A 17,740-nucleotide genomic window follows, 5' to 3' on the forward strand; every position below is an offset into this window, starting at 1 on the left:
AACCTAGTCGTTAGCGAGCTTCACCATATCCATGGGCTCGGTGGAAGGCACCCATACAGCAAGCGCAAACGTGTCAAACTCATTCCCTTCAGTGTCGACTTCAAGGCGGTGAATCTGTATTGAGATACGCTGCTCATCACAGATGAAATAGTCACCAGGGTAAATATCACTGCCGCCATCCTTGGCAGGGTTAGCACCTTGAAACAATGCGAGTCGACTCAGCTTGCCATTGGGAGCGGTACGAGTTCTTTGTTTCAGTGGTGACATCTGAAAGGCTGCACCTTGTGCATCAGGATGTAAAGAAATGTACTGCTTCAAGCCATTGGCCATCATGCTAAACCTATCAGCGTCGTCAGTTGACAGGTAGACGTATGCTCGCAACAAGTCTAAAATTTCCGTTAAAGGAACCTGAGCCGTTAGGTGTTTTTGAAAATCAGTACGCTGGTCGTTACCCTTGTCTAATTTCCAAGACTTCTTCAGCTTATCAACGAAGCTTTTTATGGTCGAAGAGTTGTCCTGAATCTCAGAGGGGCTTCCTTGGACTGTGGTGGTGGTGGTCCAATTACCCATAATGCCCCTAACACTCTTGCTTCCTTTCGCACTACTACCGAAGCGAACCCGCTCAAGGTCTTCACTGAGAACTGATTTGCGAGTCAGCTGCTTGATGGTAAAAGGAAGCTTAACTATCCGGGCAAATTCTTTGAGCGTCCGGCTCGCGTCATGCTCTTGCAAGCGTATGCGAAGGTCTTCTTCGTGGATGACGTAGCCCGAGAATGCATTCCTTACTTTATCGAGCAGGTAGATGCGGCAGAGGTGCAGGTAGCTTTTCTTGTAGCCAAAAAAGCGTGCCCACTGCTGCATTGAGTCAGCAGCACCTGTTCCAACACTACGAGGCATGTATGTAACAGTTAATCCCTCAACGGTATAGCCACGCGACATAGCTTGTCCCCCTACGAGGATAAAGAAGTCATTGCTGTTCCATTTGATTTTGGGGGTTGCCCCTGCTGCGGCATTAATCTTTCTGACCTTCGTTGATGCAATAGCCTCAGGCAAATAAGCAAGCAAATCATGGAATGAGGCCAATCCCGAACTACCGTCGCTAAGCTCGTTGTATGAGACCTCGAAATCTGCTACTACCTTCTGGCGGTGCGGGTCATCCTCTGGCTTTTCGAGCAACCGCTCCCATGTCGATTTTAACGTATTAACCCAGTCGAAATACGTTTTATGAATGTCACGGCGCTGCGACGGATGGACTATCATTGAGCGGTTTCCACTCTCGTCCTTCATTAGAAAATCGGCCGCGCCAATGAAGAATATGCGTAGAGCCTCTTTTAGTGTATCAGGAGTATCAGTTATGGGATGCTTTGTGGTATAAGCCTCCTCCTCAGGCACCACCTTAACCAACTTATAAAATTGTGGCGGAGTAAAAAACGTTTCCCCACCAGTATAGTCAGAGCCTGGGGTGAGCAGCTTAATAAAATTGGGGGAGAACTTATCGTTTCTACTGATAAAAAGCAGTGCTTGAGGTGTAGCAGTGTACTGTACATAGCTGTGGTGCGGCAAGGCCTTTTTTAGCCGCATCAACTGCGAATACACAGCAGTCTCTTCCTCCGGCTCTCCGTTTAGCTTTCGCTGGCGGTTTTTTTGAGCTTGGTTGTTCAAACCAGCCTGGTCAGCCTCATCATCAACAATAAGAGTTGGTACCCCAGTAAAGCCTTCGCTTAGCCGCTCTATCACATCGCAGAGCTGGCTGATTCGCGTTGTATTCTTGGTAACAACTACAATGGTGGCTCGTCGGCGCTGCCCCAACGTGCCGCTCCTTTTGTACTCACGAAGCGTCGTTTCGATGTCATCTAAGTTGTTGTCGTCGTCTGTACTAGATACAATACGCCAATCACGCGTGCCCTCAATTTGAAGGTCTTTCGTCAAGCGTTTCACTGACTGGTCGACCAACACCGTTTGGGTGCCTGCCAATACGATAATAATCTGGTAGCCATTATCACGGGCCATTGCAATTAGCGTAGTGAAAGACATTGTCTTACCACTTTGCACATAGCCAAGCACCAAACCGGTTTCTGCACACTCCGGGAGTTCAGGTGAGCCACACAAGCCGAGAATCTTGGATGTCTCAATAATCAGCTGATTAAAAGCGGATTCGGATAGCGGCAGTTGCTTTTTTAATTGCTTAATCTGCTTGCCATCTTCTATAACTTTCCAGCTTGGAGTAGTATTTGCGGTCATAAGTTGGTGTTGAAGCTGCGCTAGAACTTTAGCAGCAATTCGTTTACATAGTCCATGAATAAGCTGGAGTTGTGGACACTGCCTTCAGCTGCAACTGTTTTTCCTAGTGACAAGGCCGCTGCGAGTCTGAGCAGTGGCTCTAGCTTATCCGTATTGGATACCTCATATTTTTGGGTGAAGGGATGGGCCATTGAGACCCTAACTCCAAGCTGCCGCTCATTGGAGACTGGCTGGGGGGCATCAGGCGGGATACACAGCTTGCTGATGCAGAGCCACTCGGTATGGGCAGCGTTGTTGCTCAACTCAACGTAGACACGCCAGGTCACTCCATTAAGCTGTGCAGAAAGCACGCGCACAGCCGGCTTTCCTGCTTCATTAGTCTTAGGCTTGCCCCCCAACAGCCCACCGAAGAGGTCGTTGCCGCCGGGGTTGGGTGGCGTGCCGCCAGGAGGCGTGGGCCCCTTGCCTGGCTGACCATTCCCACTTCCGCCAACTCCGGGTCCGGTGCTGCCCCCACCTTGCTCCCCTCCGCCTCCGGGGGTACCGCCTGAGGGTGGCGTTCCACCCGGCGGCTCGTTGCCCTTGCCGCTACCTGGGCCGCCCTCTCCACCTGGTGACTCCTTCACCCGCATCCCATTTGCTTGCTTCAGCAAATCAATGCCTGGTGCCTTCATTGCGGCTTTCAGGCAGTTCAAGAAGTCCTCTTCGCTATGATTCCATTGAACGCCGTCTTTTGTGAAGCTGGCGGTGAAACCGTCAAGGTGAAGCTCACCATAGATGCGTTGACTGTAGAAACTGCCAGGCGCGCCAAATATTTTAGCTGGGCGGTAAGGCTCATCAAAGCTGCCTTCCACCACACGGCCGCGACGAAGCAAAGCAAAGCCTGCCTCTTTTGTTCTAGCAGTGGGATATATGGCTGCAAAGCCGGTGACACGCTGCCCTCCAACACAAGTGAAATCCAACTCTTTGCGCCATTTGACGGGCTCGGCAGTCTTATCCTCGAAGGGTGGGGCCGTCAATGCCAAGGGCGCTTTATACTTAAGCTCCTTTCCATTTACAGTTATGATGACTCTATCAAAAACCTTATCCTCGCGAATGAAGTCGCGGTAGATGCTCGTCAGGTGGTCCTTAATCTTGGTAATGCCATGTTGTGTAGGCATGCTGTAAACATCACCAAGGTGAATGTTTGTGAAATGCGCACCTTGTATGGATGGTGATGGATTAGTGCTCAACTCGCTGGTCTCATTCTCGACGATGCGCTGTACATCGAAGAGGACCTTTCGCTTCACCTGTTCGCCTAGCGCCTGCGTTTCTACCGACCACATCGGGGAGAACCAACAACTGGCTGCCTTCATGCCCATCCCAAACTCCGAAAGGCCGGTGCGGTCAGGGGGTCGAACGGCCATTCGAAGCGCACGCTCCAAATCGTTTCCCCCAATACCGGCGGCATTATCGGTAATCTTTATGAAGTTATCCTCTAGATTAAACTCAATGTCAATCTTCAACTGATAAAACCAGTCCACCTCAGTTGCCTCCAGCGCTTGGCGGTTCTTCAGATAGCTGTCAATTGCATTGTCAACATACTCAGCAATGGCGTACCAGGGCTTGTATTTGATGTAGCGAAAAATGGCTAGTATTCCTACACCGGGGCTAATACCAATGGTCTCGCTCATACTGCGACTAGGTTATTAGGTACGGACGTAAGAGCCAAGCGCTGCTGAGCTGGCTGATACTTTGGAATTGGCTGGGGGAAATGAACGAGGCGAGCAGCAATCCGCTTAACTACTTCGGCATTGACAGCATTGCCGAGGGCGCGGAAGGCTGCAGTATTATTAGTAGGGAGCTTGATGGTGCCGAGCGACTGCAGGCGAGCTCCTTCGACTGGGGTGATATAGCGACCAAGCCAACCGATGGCCGGAACCTGGGTGCGGGTCGAAGACACTATCGCCGGAAAGAAATTAGCCCGCTTAACCCGAATGCCTGAAGGGCGGAACTGTAGTATCAGTTGGTCCAGCTTACGTTCTTCGCCCTTGCAGTTCCACTCAAACTTTTGCCAGCTAAAGGGGAGCTTGCGAATCTTTTTCATGACCTTTTTCAACGCTTTCTCATGAGTCTCGAAGAAGGTCCGGTTGTTACGAATGAACTGCTGCTTCCACACGGGGAACAGCGCCTCTCCGCGTGCATAGGTTGGAATGTGCTCAAGCTGCTCTGCGCCGCTCAAGTCGGCTAGCTTGACACCGAATGCTCCCCTATGTTTCTCTAGCTGCTTCTTCTTTAGTTGGCCTGGCACCTGTGTTTCATACGGGTAAGTGGCCCTGTATTCGGTGGCCCAAATTGGGAAAGAAGGTAGCGGAGTGTGCTCGGGTATACAATCAAGGAACTTCTGCCACACCGCCACTGCTTTGCGCTCGCGCTTGGTGAACTTCCGAACCTCAGTTGGCTCCTCTTCCAAGATGCTGCGCACCGTCATGTTTGCTTGGCTCTCGGGCTCGGGCCATTGAAAATGACTGAGGCCCCCCTTCTCTTTGCTTGCTGCTACAATGAACATCCGCTGCCGGAGCTGCGGAACACCAAACTGATTTGGAGAAAGAATCTTATGGTCTACCTGATACCCTTCATCCTCCAGAGCAGACTTGATGACCTTCCAGGTGTTGTGATTGTCATGCTTTAGCAGGTTGGCTACGTTCTCCAGCAGCACGTAGGGAGGCTTGTGGTGCTTAATAATGCGCATTATCTCATCAAATAGATTGCCGCGCACCATATCCCGCATACCCTCTTGCGAGCCTGCTTTGGAGAATGGCTGGCATGGGAAGCCAGCACAGAGTAAGCTATGGGCCGGTATGTCATCCAAGCTGACATTTCGGATGTCTCCGTGGATTTGGCTTTTGTCGAGGCCGTAATTGCTATGGTAAAGCTCTTGCAAGTCTTTGCTTAGCTCGGAGGCAAATACGCACTCCATGCCAAGCTGCTCTAGCCCAACATGGAAGCCGCCGATGCCAGCAAATAAGTCTATGAATTTCAGCATTATATGTTCTAGCTATGTACAGCCAGCAAGTCTTTTATTTGTTGAATAGCCTCGCCAGGCGAGGATTTTACTTGGCATTCCCAAACGGTATGCACGCGCCAGCCTAGCTCAGCCAGCCGCTGAGCGTTTCGAGCGTCACGGCTGCTATTGCCAGCCAGCTTCTCATTCCAGTAGGTTTCGTTGTGCTTGGGACGCGCAATGGCGCAGATTGGGCAACTGTGCCAGTAGCAGCCGTGAACGAATACGACTAGCTTCTTGGCTGTAAAAATCAAGTCAGGTTTGCCTGGCAAGTCCTTTCGGTGTAGGCGGTACCCTCTCACGCCGGCGCTCCAAAGTGATTTACGCAGTAGTAGCTCGGGCTTAGAGTCCTTGGATTTATTCCCCTGCATCGTCTTGGTGACGGCAGAGGACTTTGGCATGGGGTAGCCGCTTTCTGGAACTCGGTACTTTATTGCCACTACTCTAAGGGTTTATACCTTTAAGCTTCCACGTATAGATAGTTGCTATTCATTTTAGCATAGCTGCCCTTCTTACAAAGCTAATAGAGCTGAGGCTAGGGAGCAATACCAATGGTAACCTTTCGCACCTATAATGCCCCTACTGCTGTTGTGGCGGCAACAGATTGATGCTTGCGCAGCAACGCCGTGTACTTTTTGCGGCCCTGCGCGATGAAGCCGGGCGCTGTGGTGGCGTCGAATACCCAAACTTCGTGTGGGGCCTTTTTCTGCACACCAATAATCAGGAAGCGGTCTGCTGCAAGCGCATCAAGGTATAAGGCTGCTTGGCGGTCATAGTCGTACTGCTCGGCACTGGCCAGGAAGTGCGGCAGGTCCTGGCAGCTGGTGGTTTTGAAGTCGATGAGCGTGGTGCGCCGGCCGGCGCGGCTGGTTACGAGTAAGTCGGGGCGGATTTTAACCTGAACGCCGGTGGCGGTGTGAGTGGCCGTGTGCGTCAACTCGGGGGTGCCCCGGTATAGCAGGTCGCGGCAGTAGCGGTGGCGGCGTACCTGGCGGGCCAGCTGCTCCAACTGCTCCCATGGGCATCTCTCGGCGGTACGGGCATAGGTGGTCGGCTCCAGGGTGGCGCTGTGGAAGTGAGAGCCGAAGGCCAGGGCCTGCGGGTTGGGCTTGCGCAGCTGGCCGAGTATCTGGGCCTTCAACTCGGAGAGGTTGGTATTGGAAACCTGGGGCAGGGCGCGGTGCTGCTCCTGGGTGAGGCCGGGGTATGAGGTGAGCGAGTGAAACATGATGGTGCTGGAATGAAGGTTAGCGGATAATGGCCAAGCGGTTCGGGTCGCTGGTGCGATGCAGCCAGATGTGGGAGCTGCCGCAGCCCACCAGATATGCGGGCTCGGGAAAGAACTGGCGCACCTTGGGGGCCAGGTCGCGCAGGTCGTCCTGTGGGGCGGCGTTGGTCAATAATTCAGTGAGTTGGGCCAGTAAGCAGGCTTCGGTCTCATCGTGAGGCTGCTGCTCGATGAAAAGCTGGGGTAGCTCGGTTATAGTATCCATACAGTGAGGGGTTATGCAGTAGTGAGGTAGCTAGGGGCCCCCACGGCGGGCACCGTGGGGGCCGGGTACTAGATGGCCTGGGGCAATGCGGCGGGCTCTGCAGCAGCTGGCTCCGTTTCGATGCCGTGCGGGTCGTCGCCTTCGGCAGGCACGGTGTAGCCGTGCTGGATGCGCATATCGGCTGCGCCGGTGTAGGTTTCGGCCCGCCAGATAGGCAGGTCGCGGGCGTAGTCTCGGCGGGCAGCTACCTCGGCCGGGTCGGCGGCTTCGTAGCTGAACTGGGCAATGTAGTAGGTGGCCGTCTTGCCTTCTTTAGTGGTCTGCTTCTTTTCAGCGGTGACTTTTACTGTCACGTCGGCCAGGGTCAGGTCGTCGTAGAAAAGCGGCTCGATGAGGCGGTACAGGTTTTCGACACTGTAGCCGTGGAAGAGCACGGCGCAGATGGCACCCTTCTCGTCGGCGTAGAACAGCTCGGCCCACAGCTTGCGGCCCATGTTCAGAATGTCATCCTGAAAAATGCGCCAAGCCAGCGGAATGAAGGAAAGTGAGTTACCAAGGGGCACGGTGCCGCCGATGTTGAACTGGCCAGCTTTGGCGTCGAAACGCACCTGGCGCGGGTGGCCGGGCAGGTAGCGGAAGCGGGATACTTTGGCAACCTCGCCGGTGGCCTCGTCCAGCTTCTCGATGAGATAGGCGCGGACGGGCTTTTCGGCAACGGCTGTGGTTATGGGGGCGGCCGGGGCTTCGGTGTCGGCGCTACGCTGGGCTTTTACTTTGGTGGACATAACGGGAAATGGTTGGGGATTGGGAGTGAAAAAGGTGGGACCTGTTGCGGCCGGCCCCGATGCCGTTGGGAGTTAATCGGCGGCCGTGACGGGCGAGGTCAGCACGTAGTATTTGCGAAATAATGCCTTCGCTTTGGTGAGGTTGGTGGCCCGCTCGGTGAGGAGCACGGCGATTTTGGAGCGGCTTTCCTTTTCGTAGCCGTAGGCCTGGAATAGCTTGGATTTCATGGGAAATGGAGGGAAAAGCGGGGCCAGCCGTGCCGGCCCCTGATTGACTATTTAAATTGCTTGTCGTGGCAGAGGATGGCGCGGCCCACGATGGAATCCTGGCCCCGCGCTTCGGGCTGGTGATGGTACCAGAGGTAGGTAGCCAGCAGGTTGAGGTAGGCCGGGTTGCGGAACTTGCCCTCGTCGTCGATTATCAAAATCAACTCGGGCGTGAGGCGCACCACGTCGACCAAGCGGCAGTCGAGCAGTTCGTAGAGCTCGGCCAGCTTGAAGCTGGTGCCGTTGCGGGGGCTGACGGGCTGCGGGCTGCCGCTGTGCGGGTCTAGTAGATGGGGCTGATAGGGGGTGGCGGTTTTGGCTGACATGGTGAGGCTGGTTAGGAGGGCCGCCCGTTGCGGGCGGCCCCCGGTGGGTTAATGAATGCTGGCGGCCTGCGTGGCCGGGTAGGCGTGGGCGCTGGCGTAGTACAGCTGCAGCGCATCGGCCAGCGCCTCGTAGCAGGTGGCCCCGGTGCCGTGGTAGTGGCCGGGGCAGGCTGCATCGGGTGGGGTGCCGATAGTGATGTTGAAGCGCGTGCCTTTGGCAAAGGCATAGCCGCGCACCGTGCAGCCGGGCAGCGGAAAGCAGGCCGCGGCAACCTGGAAAAAACTGAGGGCAAGGCGAGCAATCATAAAAGCGGGGAGTAGTGGCCGCGCTGGGGCAGGCCGGGTGAAAAGGGTGACCGGCTAGTAGCCCTCGACCTCGAAAATCATCTGCTCGTATTCGCCATCTTCCCACCCTTGCTGCTCCTGCTCGTGGTGGTACCATGCCTGGCGCTCCCATTCCTCCTGCTGCTCGTAGGCGGCGGCCTGGGCTTCATCAGCAGCCATTTCGCTGCTGCGGAGTGCGCATAGCTCCGCCTCGGTGGGTTCGTGCTCCATGAAAAGGGGCTCTTAACGGCCCGCGCCGATGCCGACGCGGACCTAGTGGCTAGAAAAGGGGGTAGCGGGCGCGGGCGGCCTGCAAGGCTGCCCCGGCTGGGCTGGCGTGGAAAGCGGCGGCGGCAGCCTTGTAACTGGCTTGGGCCTCACGGCAGCGCAGGATGGCGGCGCGTAGCTGTGCGAAGCGGCCGGGGTGGGGGCGGTAATCATCGCGCAGCGCATACTTGGCGGCGCGGGCATCGAAGTAAGCAGAGTGGGCGCGGGCCAGCGCGTGGCGGGCGGCTGTGGTGGCCGGGTCGATGGGAGCCGGCGCGGGAACTGCCACGGAGCGGGGCGGCTGCTTGGCCGCCAGCCGGTCCAGCGTGGCCTGTAAGGCAGCCAGCTTGATAGCAACTTGGCCAGCAGCCGCGCCCACTGCGGGCGCGGCTGGGGCTAGAGCTATGCTAAGCATGAGCGGGGACGCCGGCAAACTCATCCTCGGCCTTGATAACCTCCCACACGGCCCCAAAGGCATAGCCGGGGTACATGGCGCGCATGGAGCGGAAGGCCTCGCGCAGCGCGTGAAACGGGCACTTGCCGGTGCCTTTGAAGTCTGGCCGGGGCTGCCCTTCGGCAGGGTGCTCGGCCAGCTTGATGCTGATGTACCAGGAGGTGCCGCCTTGGTCGTAGGTAGCGGCAGACTGGGATACCCAAATGCCGGCAAATGGGCAAAGGGCGGGGCCTTTCCAGGCGGCAGCAGCGAGCTGCAAAAGTTGGTTGGGTTGCATGGCTGTAAGTGTTAGCCGTGGGTGCCCCGCGCCGTAGGCCTCCGGGTAGGGCGGGCAGCCGGGTCTTTCCCGACTTGCTACCCAAAGATACAAACAAAATGTTTGTAAATCAAACAATATGCAACCAAAAGATAGAGAAAGTAGGGTGTTTTTTTCTGCCTGACAGATGCGGCAAAGTGCAATTTGCAGTGCCGGTGCTGCCAGACGCGGCCGACCACACAACACCTAGATGCCTTTTGGCTGGGGTTTGGGGGCGGCGAGCCCCCAATGGACCCTCGGCGGAGCCGGCCTTATGAGGGTGTAGCGGCCTTTTGGGGCAGCGGAACCCGAGGAAGATGACCGGGCTTTTCCAGCCTGGGCATGATGACGGGGGCTTGGGGCCCTCCCCAATGAAACCCTCCGCGAAGCGGGCCTTGCTTCTGCCTGCGTGGCCTGAACGCAAGCTTTGCCCGCGGGTGGCAGGCTTTTTTGGCCTGCGGCCTGCAACCGAATCAGGAGGTGCTGACGGGTGGCGTGAGGCCTTTGGGGGCCTTGCGCGGCCCGGCGGCGGTGCGGCTGGCTGGCGTTGGGATGCTTCCCTTGATTCTGTAGCGGCTATTGAATCGGTGCGGTGGGGAGAGGGGCGGGACGGCGCTGCAATGACCGAAGCGACCAGAGCGTAGCAAGCGTAGGGAATAAGGAGCGCAGGAACGAAGCGACGAATGGACGTAGCGCAGCGTCGCGGCGGGAGAGCAGGAAATGAAAGCGACGGCCGGCACCGGGGCGGTGGGTTTGGCGGGGCCGGACGGGCGGCGCGTCCCGAAGGGCGGGCGGCCCGGCTGGCGGTGGGCTGGCGGTGCGTCTGGGTAGTGCTGGGGTGGTTTTCAGCGTGATGAGGGCTGTATCGGCGTGCTGCTGCCCGCAACAGGGATAGTAGCCAAGCCGACCAACGGGAGGCTGCCCGCAGGGCCGAAGCGAAGCGGAGTGGCGGATAGCCCGGCCCGAAGGGGCTGCTCAAAATAATTCAATCGAGCGACTTGCTTTGGTGTTGCCAACTATGTTGCAAAATGTAACGTAAGTTTGTGTCGCATGCAATATTTGTAACAAACAAAACCCTAGCGCCATGTTATTCAGCAGCACGAAAACCGGGCACCTCGCCCACATCTTTGCAACGGCCCTTGTGGGTCAGGTGGCCAGCAACGAACTGACGCCGCCCGACCCTGGCAAGATTGAGAATTACGGGCACCTCATCATCCAGGCGCTGGTGGCCATCGTCACTATTTGGGCAACGGTAAGAAAGACCTTACAGAAGCCCGAGAATGTGGTTAAGTCCCCGGTGGTGGGCGTAGTGGCGGGCCCTGCCGTGCCCGCTGATACCACTGCCACTGCTGCTGCTGATGTCACCGAGTAAAGTAATAGCTGGCGCGGTGCGGGTGGTGCCCGCGTTGAGTGAGGCGCAGAAGCGCAGCCAGGCGGCCCGGCTGGCGCAGGCGGTGCCGAGCTTGGCCGCGGCCTATGCGCAGGCTCTGGCCCGGTGGATGGGCGACCCGGTGCTACGCCTGGCGGGGCTGCCCATCGTGACCGAGTCGTACCGGTCGCCGGAGCGTCAGGATGAGCTGTACCGGCAAGGGCGTAGCAAGCCCGGGCCGGTGGTGACGTACAAGCGGGGCGGGGAGTCGAAGCACAATGTTTTGCCGAGCCGGGCCTTGGACGTGGCGTTTCTGCTGGCGGATGGGTCGGTATCTTGGTCGGGACTGCTGTTGAGCAAGTTTGCGCGACTGGTAAAGGCGGCCGATGCGCGGGTGCGGTGGGGCGGGGACTTCCCGAGGGATTTTAAGGACCGGCCGCACTTCGAGGTGTAGGGTGGAAACGAAGCGAGCAGGCCAGATGGTCCGCTCTTTTTTGTTGCGGTAATTCATTCATCGCCGCGAAGATGCACTTTGATAGGACAGATAGACAGACAACAGGAAAAGCCGCTGTCTTTAAAGTAAGGAATCAAGATGTAAGGGTTTGCATTCGCTGCCGTTCTGTCACCGAAAGTCGTGTTGGCGGGATTATAGTTCGGCTTGAACATTCAAACCCAAACTTTCACTTTTCTCAGTTACACGATGAGCACTACCGAACTAGACAACTTTCTAAAACCCTACCATGACCTTTTCGAGTCGTCCTTGAACCCGAAAGCTCCGGGGAAAACGTACGGCCCGGAAGAGATGCAATACATGCAACTCGCTATTTCCGCTGCTATTCTACAGAAGCTGGAAGCTGCGGAGAAAAGAGTTGCTGCCCAAGAGCAAAATTTGCAAAAAACGGGCGCTCAGCATTTGCATGATGAGCTTACGCCCGCGCAAATCGAACAGATTGTAAATCGATTTAAGCAATTGTCCGGTCAATAAAATCTATTCCGGCATCACTGCACTGTAAGAAAGCGAGCGGGCCAAACGGTTCGCTCGCAATGTTTTTGGCTAAATGGTCCGGTCACATACCATGGATTAGGGTAAAGAGAATAGTGGAGCGGGTGACGCGAATGGCCTCTGCGGGCTGATGGGCCAAATAAGTATCGGCGACGTATTCTAGGAAGCGTTCAGCACCTAGCTCACGGAACTGCTTGCTGGGTAAGGTGATAGGGTAGAGGTCGCGGCCCTGGAAGTCACGTTGAAAAGTGAAGGTGAGAACCTCGGGAGTTGGCGTGGTTAGCTTAACAGCAATGAGGAAGCGGACGTTGGTTTCTGGCTGCATGATGTGGGCGCTTTGGCTAGATGACGAATTATTTCCCCGGTGAAGATGCCGGCTTCGCTCAGCATGTCGGTCTGAGTGATTAGCCCACTTCCCATAACTCGTCCCAAGAGGTAGTGCGGGCGGGGGTGCGGTGCTGAGCCTGGCCTTGCCAAGGGGCGCTGGGTTGGCCTTGCGGGGTGAGAGCAGCGGCGACTTGGACGGTGGCGCGGCCGTAGCGGGCATTGAGCTTGTCAAGCTGCTGCATTAAAGCCGCTGATTGGGGGCGGGTGATTTCGGGGACTTTCTCGAAGAGGCTCAGTTGGGGCTGGCCGGCCGCTTCAAAACCATCGAAGACGACGCCGGCCTTAACGTAGATGGTGCCGGGCTGCCAGATGCGCAGCAGAATGGCATGAGCGTAACTCACCAACTCGAGGGTGTTGCTGGTGGCGGCAGGCAAGGTGATTTGAGCGGAGCGGGTATGCGGGGGCGGGGTGTTGCCGAAGCGGTTTTGGCTGAGGAATACGGTGAGGACGTGGGCCACGGAACCTTGCTGGCGCAGCTTTTCAGCGGCGCGTGAGGTGAAGGCGGCAACTGCGGCCAACAAGTCATCAAACCGGTGCAGGGGGCGGCCGAAGGTGCGGGTACACGCGATGCTCTTGCGGGAAAGGCTACCGTCTTCACTGGGAGCCAACTGGTGGCATGGGAAGCCCTGCAACTCGCGCACTAGGCGGGCGCCCACGACGCCACCGAGATGCTTGCGGGCGTATAGCTCGGAACAGCGGGAAAGGTCAGCGGCAGTTGTTATGCCCTGGGCGTAGAGCTTGGCGGCGTACTGACGTCCGACGCCCCACACATCCTCTACGGGTACTTGGGTGAGGGCCCATTGGCGGCAATCGGGCTCTTCCAGGCTCAGCACACCGTCGAGAGAGGCATTTTTCTTGGCGACGCGGTTAGCAAGCTTGGCAAGGGTCTTGGTTGGGGCAATACCAACGCAGGTAGGAATGTGGGTGCGCTGCAGAACTTCGGCGCGAACATCGCGGGCATACTTCTCTAGAGAGCCAAAGTAGCGCTGCATGCCGTGGAGGCCGAGAAATGCTTCGTCAATGGAGTACACCTCAACTTCGGGTGCAACGTCGGTCAGGTAGCTCATTACCCGGCTGCTCATGTCACCGTAGAGGGCATAGTTGCTGCTGAAGACTTTGACCTGATGCTTCTCGATTAGAGGGCGCACCTGGAACAGGGGCTCACCCATTTTGAGGCCGAGGGTCTTGGCTTCGGCCGAGCGGGAAACGATGCAGCCGTCGTTGTTGCTCAGGACCACGACGGGCTGGCCGGCCAGCCTGGGCTGGAAGGCGCGCTCGCAGCTAACATAGAAATTATTGCAGTCGACAAGGGCGAACATGGGCGGGAGGCGGCTTATCGTGCTGGGAATAGCGGTTTAGATGCGGCGGGTGCGGGTATGCTCGTGGAGCTTGCCGTTTATCATCTCGGTGATGACGTGGGTGACGACGCCCCATACTTCGAAGCTCTGGCCGAGTCGGCTGGTGTCGACGGAATCGTGGTCAGGATTGTCAGGTACCAGCCAGTAGATACCGCCACGCTTTTCGAGGCGCTTGAGGGTGAACTCACCGTCGACGGCGGCCACCACGATGTTGCCGGGCTGGGGCTTCAGGGAGCAGTCGACGGCCATGAGTGACCCATCGGTGATGTGCGAGGGGGCACCGTCCATGCTGTTGCCGCGGACCCGGGCCAGGTAGGTGCAATCTGGGTGGGGCAGCAGAATCTTGTTGAGGTCGATTTTGGGCCCGATGTGGTCCTGGGCGGGGCTGGGAAAGCCGGCGGGAATGGGGGTTTCGCAGTGAAGCAGCCAGAGGGGCTCGCGGATGACTTGCAGGATTTCGACGGTATCCATATGGAGTTGAGGGTAGTGGACGAAGTATTACTTGGTTACAAATAACGACACGTCTACTAATAATGTTAGTAGACGTGTGACCAATATGGTTAGTAACTAATGTGGATAGTCGTGTGGATAACGTGATAGGAGTGAATGGCTCGAGTTTTTGTGGTGGAAAAAATGTGGATAAAAAAAGCGGGCCATGGGGCCCGCTCTTGGTGTAAATGGTTAATCTGCTGGGTTAGCTAGCTGGTGGGGCCGTTGTCGGTGCGCGCTTCAATGGTCTGCTGGATGGCCGTGGGCACTGCAGAAAGTAGGTCGAGGCCAGTAGCGGCTTCGATGGCATCAACGCTGGTGCGGTAGGTTCCCCATGTTGTGCTGATGGAATTGTCGTTAGGCGTGTCGATAGCAATCACGCGGGTGCCAGTGGTGACACGGGTGGCGTCGTTGGTGCCGGTGGGTAAGATGACAACGACTTTCCAGCAGCGCGCCGGCACGGTGACGCGGCCCTGGTCGAGGGTGGTCATGTAGCCGTTGGTGCCGGTGCCGCCGCGGCCGTAGCTGCCGCAGATGATGTAGACCTCGTTGCCGGTGTCGAGGAATGAGCGGGTATAGTCTTCCAGATTGGCCCACGTCTGCTGGTTGTTGCGCGGGGCCTGTGGCATCATGTTGGTCATGAGGAATGTAGCCGAGTTGTCGGCTACGGTGCTGGTGCGGTCAGCGCTGGGACAGTTGTGGCCACGGTCAAATCCCGAGCCGGTGTAGCTGTTGGACTGGACCTGGTACCAGCCGGCGGGTAGGGTAGCATCGGGGCGGAAGTCGTCCTGGCGGGCGGCGCTGCCGCGCCAATCGGTGCTCAGGTGCCAACTCACCCAATTGGGGATGCCGCGGTCGCGGTGGTAGCTCAGGGCGTACTGGGGCTTGCTGAGTAGGTAATTGGTTGGTTGGGCGGGGTCCGTGGTGGCACCGCTGGGGTTACCGAGGGTGAGGTGTTCGGGGAGCGGAGCGGCTTGGGTGACGGGTCCGCTTGGCGTTGGGGCTACAGCGTCCTTTTGGCAGGATGCCAGGAGGAGCGTGAAGGCCAGAATGGGGAGGTTGAAACGAAGCAATTGCTTAGGCATCATAGCTGAGAATAGTGGTGCTTAAAGCCAGTGGTGCTTGACGGACAGCGTGGCAAAGGTCCGTTAGGCATTCTGTTCAGTAGCTTGCCTGAGAAACTACTTACTCTGCCCGTGGACTACTTGCCGCAGTATCTATCCAAGCTTACCCGACTCAAAGTAGACGTTCGAAACAGCGGAGGGGTTCGTCTGGAGTCACCGTACAAGCCGGCGCTGCTGCTAGCGGTGCTGGAAGGGATTGAGGAAGGCGGTATTCAGGATAACCGCATTGAGATTACGCCAGAACTGATTGCGGCATTCAAGGCGTACTGCCAGCTACTGAGCCCTGGGCCGGAGTATGCCGCCTGTCCGTTTCATATGCCGTTTTTTCACCTGCAGAGTAGCGGATTCTGGCACCTGAACCCACGGTCTGGACGGGAGCTGGTGCTGACTTCGTCAAAGTCGGTGCGCAGCTTCGGCCACCTGCGCGACGTTATTGCCTATGCTTCGCTTGATGCGGCGCTGTGGGACCTATTGCTACAGCCGGTGGCTCGCGAGGAGGTGCGACAGGCGTTGCTGTCACGCTACTTCCCGCTGACGCGCCATTACTTTCGGCCTCATGCCGGGCAGGAAAAGCTGGATGAGTTGGGCCGGCAAATGCTCGAGGAGCCGGCGGCTGTATATAACCGGGTAGTCGACGTAGCCGACGAAACGGAAGTGCTGGTACGTAGTGCTGTGTTTGGGCGGGAGGTGCTGCGGGCGTATGAGTCTACTTGTGCGGTGTCGGGACTGCAGCTGCTGAGCACCACTGGAACTGCGCCGCTGCTGGATGCCTGCCACATCGTGCCTTGGTCGGTGAGCCACGACGACACTATTGGCAATGGGTTGTCGCTGTGCCCGAATCTGCACCGGGCTTTTGACCGGCACCTGTTCTGGATTGATGAAGACTACCGGGTGCGTGTCGCCGAGGGCTTTGGTGAACTGGGCGGGCACGACTATGGGGTGCAGCGCTTCAATGGGCGGCAACTGCGGCTGCCGAAGGTGCGGGCGTGGTGGCCGCTGGTAGAAAACCTAGCTGCGCAGCGTAGCCGAAGGGATGGGTTTTGAATACAGGGGGATTTGCAGCATGCTCCTAGCGGTGAGGCAATAATAGCGCTATCAACTCCAGTGCTCCTTTCAGGGTGGGGTATGCAGTACATTGGATTCTAAGCTGAGACAAATTCATGTACGCCGCTTCTTGCCAGCCTCCCGTTCCATCTGGCTCGAGAAGCCAATAGCGCAATCCGTCAGAAACGACCAAATGCCGGAGCGGGTCCGTTTGCTGTTCAGCCGCGTATTTCTTGACCTGGGCCATAGCCGACGTAGAGCCCCTATACAGGCTTTTCGTTTCGATAATGACACAAGGCTTTTTGCGCTCGGAGTCGTCGTATAGGACAAGGTCACGGCGATTTACCTCCAAGCCGATGCGTTGAGGGGACCATCCTAAGGCCTGAAGAAACGGTACGACCAAAAAGGCCTTGATTTCTTCTTCACTTGCTGTATAATCGATACGAACGTACCACTCGCCCAACTTGCGAATGCGCGCGAGTGTGCGTGTGGTATTTTCTGCGTCCTCAATGCGCAGGCCGTGATTAATCAAGGTTTCCTCTATTAGCTGGTCTGCTAATAACTGGCCGCTCTCGGCAATTGTGTGGATAGGCGTGAGCAAGGGCGCAGTATCCCATAACGCCTCAATTTGGGCTATTACACTTTGTATAGCCAGTCGTTGAAGCGTGGCTCTCACCAAAGGGTTGCCTGAAAGCTGCAACTGAATATCGCGCCATTGGATGGGCACGTAGTGCTCCATGTCCCATCCATCTATATCATGAAAGCAGGAGGAGTGGCTGTAAGGGCCGGTAATCTCCCCAACAGCCAGAATATTATTGCGGCCGTTTTTCAATACTACCCTGTCGCCGGGCTTCATATCTAGAATGGGCTTAATCTTATAGTATTCACTCTCGTTATCGCCCAATTGCTTGTATCTGGGGATAGATTCGTCGCTCAAGGGGCCTAGTCGTCCGGGACCAATGCATGCTGCGCCAAAATCGAGCATTACTTTAGAAAAGTCGCGGTAGGTGTCGCCAGAGGCAAGCTGCCAGTATTGGTGAGGCATGTTCGGTTAGGTAGAAGATTCGTAAGGCTGCCCTCGGGTCTGTTGGCACCTGTGGTCCGGCCGTGTGAAGGTAGCCTTTGCAACCACGACCTTTGCTGAATAACTGTAGCTATATGGGCACTATAACCGCCACACTCTTCCTGCCGCAACAACAGCCATTGGCGGTATCCGTTGACGGGCTAGCCTTACCAGACCCTAAGAGCGGATTCGCTGTCGTAACAGCGCAGATTGCCGAGTTGCTAGGGTGCGCACCCGACCTTGTTGACGTGCTGGCTAGTGGCGCTGACTATGTGGCCTATTCAGTGTTTGATTGTGAAGGGCCAGTCAATCAAGAGGGTATGGTATCCGTTGCTGATGTATCAGGGGTTGCTTTCGACGCAGATGATGAGGACGCTATTCTACGTGGGCCTGTGCTGATTGTAAGAG

Annotated in this window: 22 protein-coding genes; 4 read left to right on the plus strand and 18 right to left on the minus strand. The window is 56.9% G+C overall.

Annotation, left to right across the window (positions count from 1 at the left end):
- Positions 1–3: 3 nt before the first annotated feature.
- From ACVWYF_RS19265 to ACVWYF_RS19325, 13 genes are all read right to left on the minus strand, one after another.
- Positions 4–2,241 (minus strand): Z1 domain-containing protein, encoded by a 2,238-nt coding sequence (locus tag ACVWYF_RS19265; protein ID WP_457071088.1) that lies wholly within the window; start codon positions 2,239–2,241, stop codon positions 4–6.
- A gap of 20 nt (positions 2,242–2,261) precedes the next feature.
- The gene (locus ACVWYF_RS19270; RefSeq protein ID WP_457071091.1) at positions 2,262–3,914 is read right to left on the minus strand and encodes an ATP-binding protein; all 1,653 of its coding nucleotides are present in this window, start codon (positions 3,912–3,914) and stop codon (positions 2,262–2,264) included.
- On the minus strand, positions 3,911–5,266 hold the full coding sequence (locus ACVWYF_RS19275) for a DNA cytosine methyltransferase (protein WP_457071093.1): 1,356 nt from the start codon (positions 5,264–5,266) through the stop codon (positions 3,911–3,913). Before ACVWYF_RS19275 ends, ACVWYF_RS19270 begins: the two co-directional genes overlap by 4 nt.
- Before the next feature lie 8 nt (positions 5,267–5,274).
- Positions 5,275–5,685, minus strand: coding sequence for a very short patch repair endonuclease (locus tag ACVWYF_RS19280; protein ID WP_457071095.1), 411 nt, complete (start codon positions 5,683–5,685; stop codon positions 5,275–5,277).
- A gap of 167 nt (positions 5,686–5,852) precedes the next feature.
- Positions 5,853–6,512 (minus strand): PD-(D/E)XK nuclease-like domain-containing protein, encoded by a 660-nt coding sequence (locus tag ACVWYF_RS19285; protein WP_457071097.1) that lies wholly within the window; start codon positions 6,510–6,512, stop codon positions 5,853–5,855.
- Between the two features lie 19 nt (positions 6,513–6,531).
- Positions 6,532–6,777, minus strand: coding sequence for a hypothetical protein (locus tag ACVWYF_RS19290; RefSeq protein WP_457071099.1), 246 nt, complete (start codon positions 6,775–6,777; stop codon positions 6,532–6,534).
- Between the two features lie 68 nt (positions 6,778–6,845).
- Positions 6,846–7,562: a hypothetical protein gene (locus tag ACVWYF_RS19295; RefSeq protein ID WP_457071101.1), complete on the minus strand. Its 717-nt coding sequence runs from the start codon at positions 7,560–7,562 to the stop codon at positions 6,846–6,848.
- 72 nt (positions 7,563–7,634) lie between these two features.
- Positions 7,635–7,790: a hypothetical protein gene (locus tag ACVWYF_RS19300; protein ID WP_457071103.1), complete on the minus strand. Its 156-nt coding sequence runs from the start codon at positions 7,788–7,790 to the stop codon at positions 7,635–7,637.
- Positions 7,791–7,837: 47 nt separating this feature from the next.
- On the minus strand, positions 7,838–8,155 hold the full coding sequence (locus tag ACVWYF_RS19305; RefSeq protein ID WP_457071106.1) for a DUF3846 domain-containing protein: 318 nt from the start codon (positions 8,153–8,155) through the stop codon (positions 7,838–7,840).
- Between the two features lie 48 nt (positions 8,156–8,203).
- Positions 8,204–8,461, minus strand: coding sequence for a hypothetical protein (locus ACVWYF_RS19310; protein ID WP_457071108.1), 258 nt, complete (start codon positions 8,459–8,461; stop codon positions 8,204–8,206).
- Positions 8,462–8,515: 54 nt separating this feature from the next.
- The gene (locus ACVWYF_RS19315; RefSeq protein ID WP_457071110.1) at positions 8,516–8,710 is read right to left on the minus strand and encodes a hypothetical protein; all 195 of its coding nucleotides are present in this window, start codon (positions 8,708–8,710) and stop codon (positions 8,516–8,518) included.
- Positions 8,711–8,759: 49 nt separating this feature from the next.
- A complete protein-coding gene (locus tag ACVWYF_RS19320; RefSeq protein ID WP_457071112.1) occupies positions 8,760–9,161 on the minus strand; it encodes a hypothetical protein in 402 nt (133 codons plus the stop codon).
- The gene (locus ACVWYF_RS19325; RefSeq protein ID WP_457071114.1) at positions 9,154–9,477 is read right to left on the minus strand and encodes a hypothetical protein; all 324 of its coding nucleotides are present in this window, start codon (positions 9,475–9,477) and stop codon (positions 9,154–9,156) included. Before ACVWYF_RS19325 ends, ACVWYF_RS19320 begins: the two co-directional genes overlap by 8 nt.
- Before the next feature lie 1,102 nt (positions 9,478–10,579).
- Here ACVWYF_RS19325 and ACVWYF_RS19330 point away from each other — a divergent pair.
- The 3 genes from ACVWYF_RS19330 to ACVWYF_RS19340 all read left to right on the plus strand — a co-directional run bounded on the left by ACVWYF_RS19330 (position 10,580) and on the right by ACVWYF_RS19340 (position 11,849).
- Positions 10,580–10,867 carry a hypothetical protein gene (locus ACVWYF_RS19330; RefSeq protein WP_457071116.1) on the plus strand — a complete coding sequence of 96 codons (288 nt, stop codon included), beginning with the start codon at positions 10,580–10,582 and terminating at the stop codon, positions 10,865–10,867.
- A complete protein-coding gene (locus tag ACVWYF_RS19335) occupies positions 10,854–11,318 on the plus strand; it encodes a M15 family metallopeptidase (RefSeq protein WP_457071118.1) in 465 nt (154 codons plus the stop codon). Before ACVWYF_RS19330 ends, ACVWYF_RS19335 begins: the two co-directional genes overlap by 14 nt.
- Positions 11,319–11,564: 246 nt before the next feature.
- Positions 11,565–11,849 (plus strand): hypothetical protein, encoded by a 285-nt coding sequence (locus tag ACVWYF_RS19340; RefSeq protein WP_457071120.1) that lies wholly within the window; start codon positions 11,565–11,567, stop codon positions 11,847–11,849.
- Positions 11,850–11,931: 82 nt separating this feature from the next.
- Here the strand turns inward: ACVWYF_RS19340 and ACVWYF_RS19345 are convergent, their stop codons facing one another.
- The 4 genes from ACVWYF_RS19345 to ACVWYF_RS19360 form a co-directional block, all read right to left on the minus strand.
- Positions 11,932–12,192, minus strand: a complete 261-nt coding sequence (locus ACVWYF_RS19345) for a hypothetical protein (protein ID WP_457071122.1) — start codon at positions 12,190–12,192, stop codon at positions 11,932–11,934.
- Between the two features lie 79 nt (positions 12,193–12,271).
- Positions 12,272–13,573, minus strand: a complete 1,302-nt coding sequence (locus tag ACVWYF_RS19350; protein ID WP_457071124.1) for a Y-family DNA polymerase — start codon at positions 13,571–13,573, stop codon at positions 12,272–12,274.
- A gap of 36 nt (positions 13,574–13,609) precedes the next feature.
- Positions 13,610–14,083 (minus strand): LexA family protein, encoded by a 474-nt coding sequence (locus ACVWYF_RS19355; protein WP_457071126.1) that lies wholly within the window; start codon positions 14,081–14,083, stop codon positions 13,610–13,612.
- A 227-nt stretch (positions 14,084–14,310) separates the two neighbouring features.
- Positions 14,311–15,189 (minus strand): DNA/RNA non-specific endonuclease, encoded by an 879-nt coding sequence (locus ACVWYF_RS19360; RefSeq protein WP_457071128.1) that lies wholly within the window; start codon positions 15,187–15,189, stop codon positions 14,311–14,313.
- A gap of 108 nt (positions 15,190–15,297) precedes the next feature.
- On the opposite strand from ACVWYF_RS19360, the gene ACVWYF_RS19365 reads away from it, so the two are divergent.
- A complete protein-coding gene (locus tag ACVWYF_RS19365) occupies positions 15,298–16,269 on the plus strand; it encodes an HNH endonuclease (RefSeq protein WP_457071130.1) in 972 nt (323 codons plus the stop codon).
- A 25-nt stretch (positions 16,270–16,294) separates the two neighbouring features.
- Here the strand turns inward: ACVWYF_RS19365 and ACVWYF_RS19370 are convergent, their stop codons facing one another.
- On the minus strand, positions 16,295–17,314 hold the full coding sequence (locus tag ACVWYF_RS19370) for a hypothetical protein (RefSeq protein WP_457071132.1): 1,020 nt from the start codon (positions 17,312–17,314) through the stop codon (positions 16,295–16,297).
- Positions 17,315–17,740 lie beyond the last annotated feature (426 nt).

This window comes from Hymenobacter sp. UYAg731 (genome assembly GCF_054061335.1).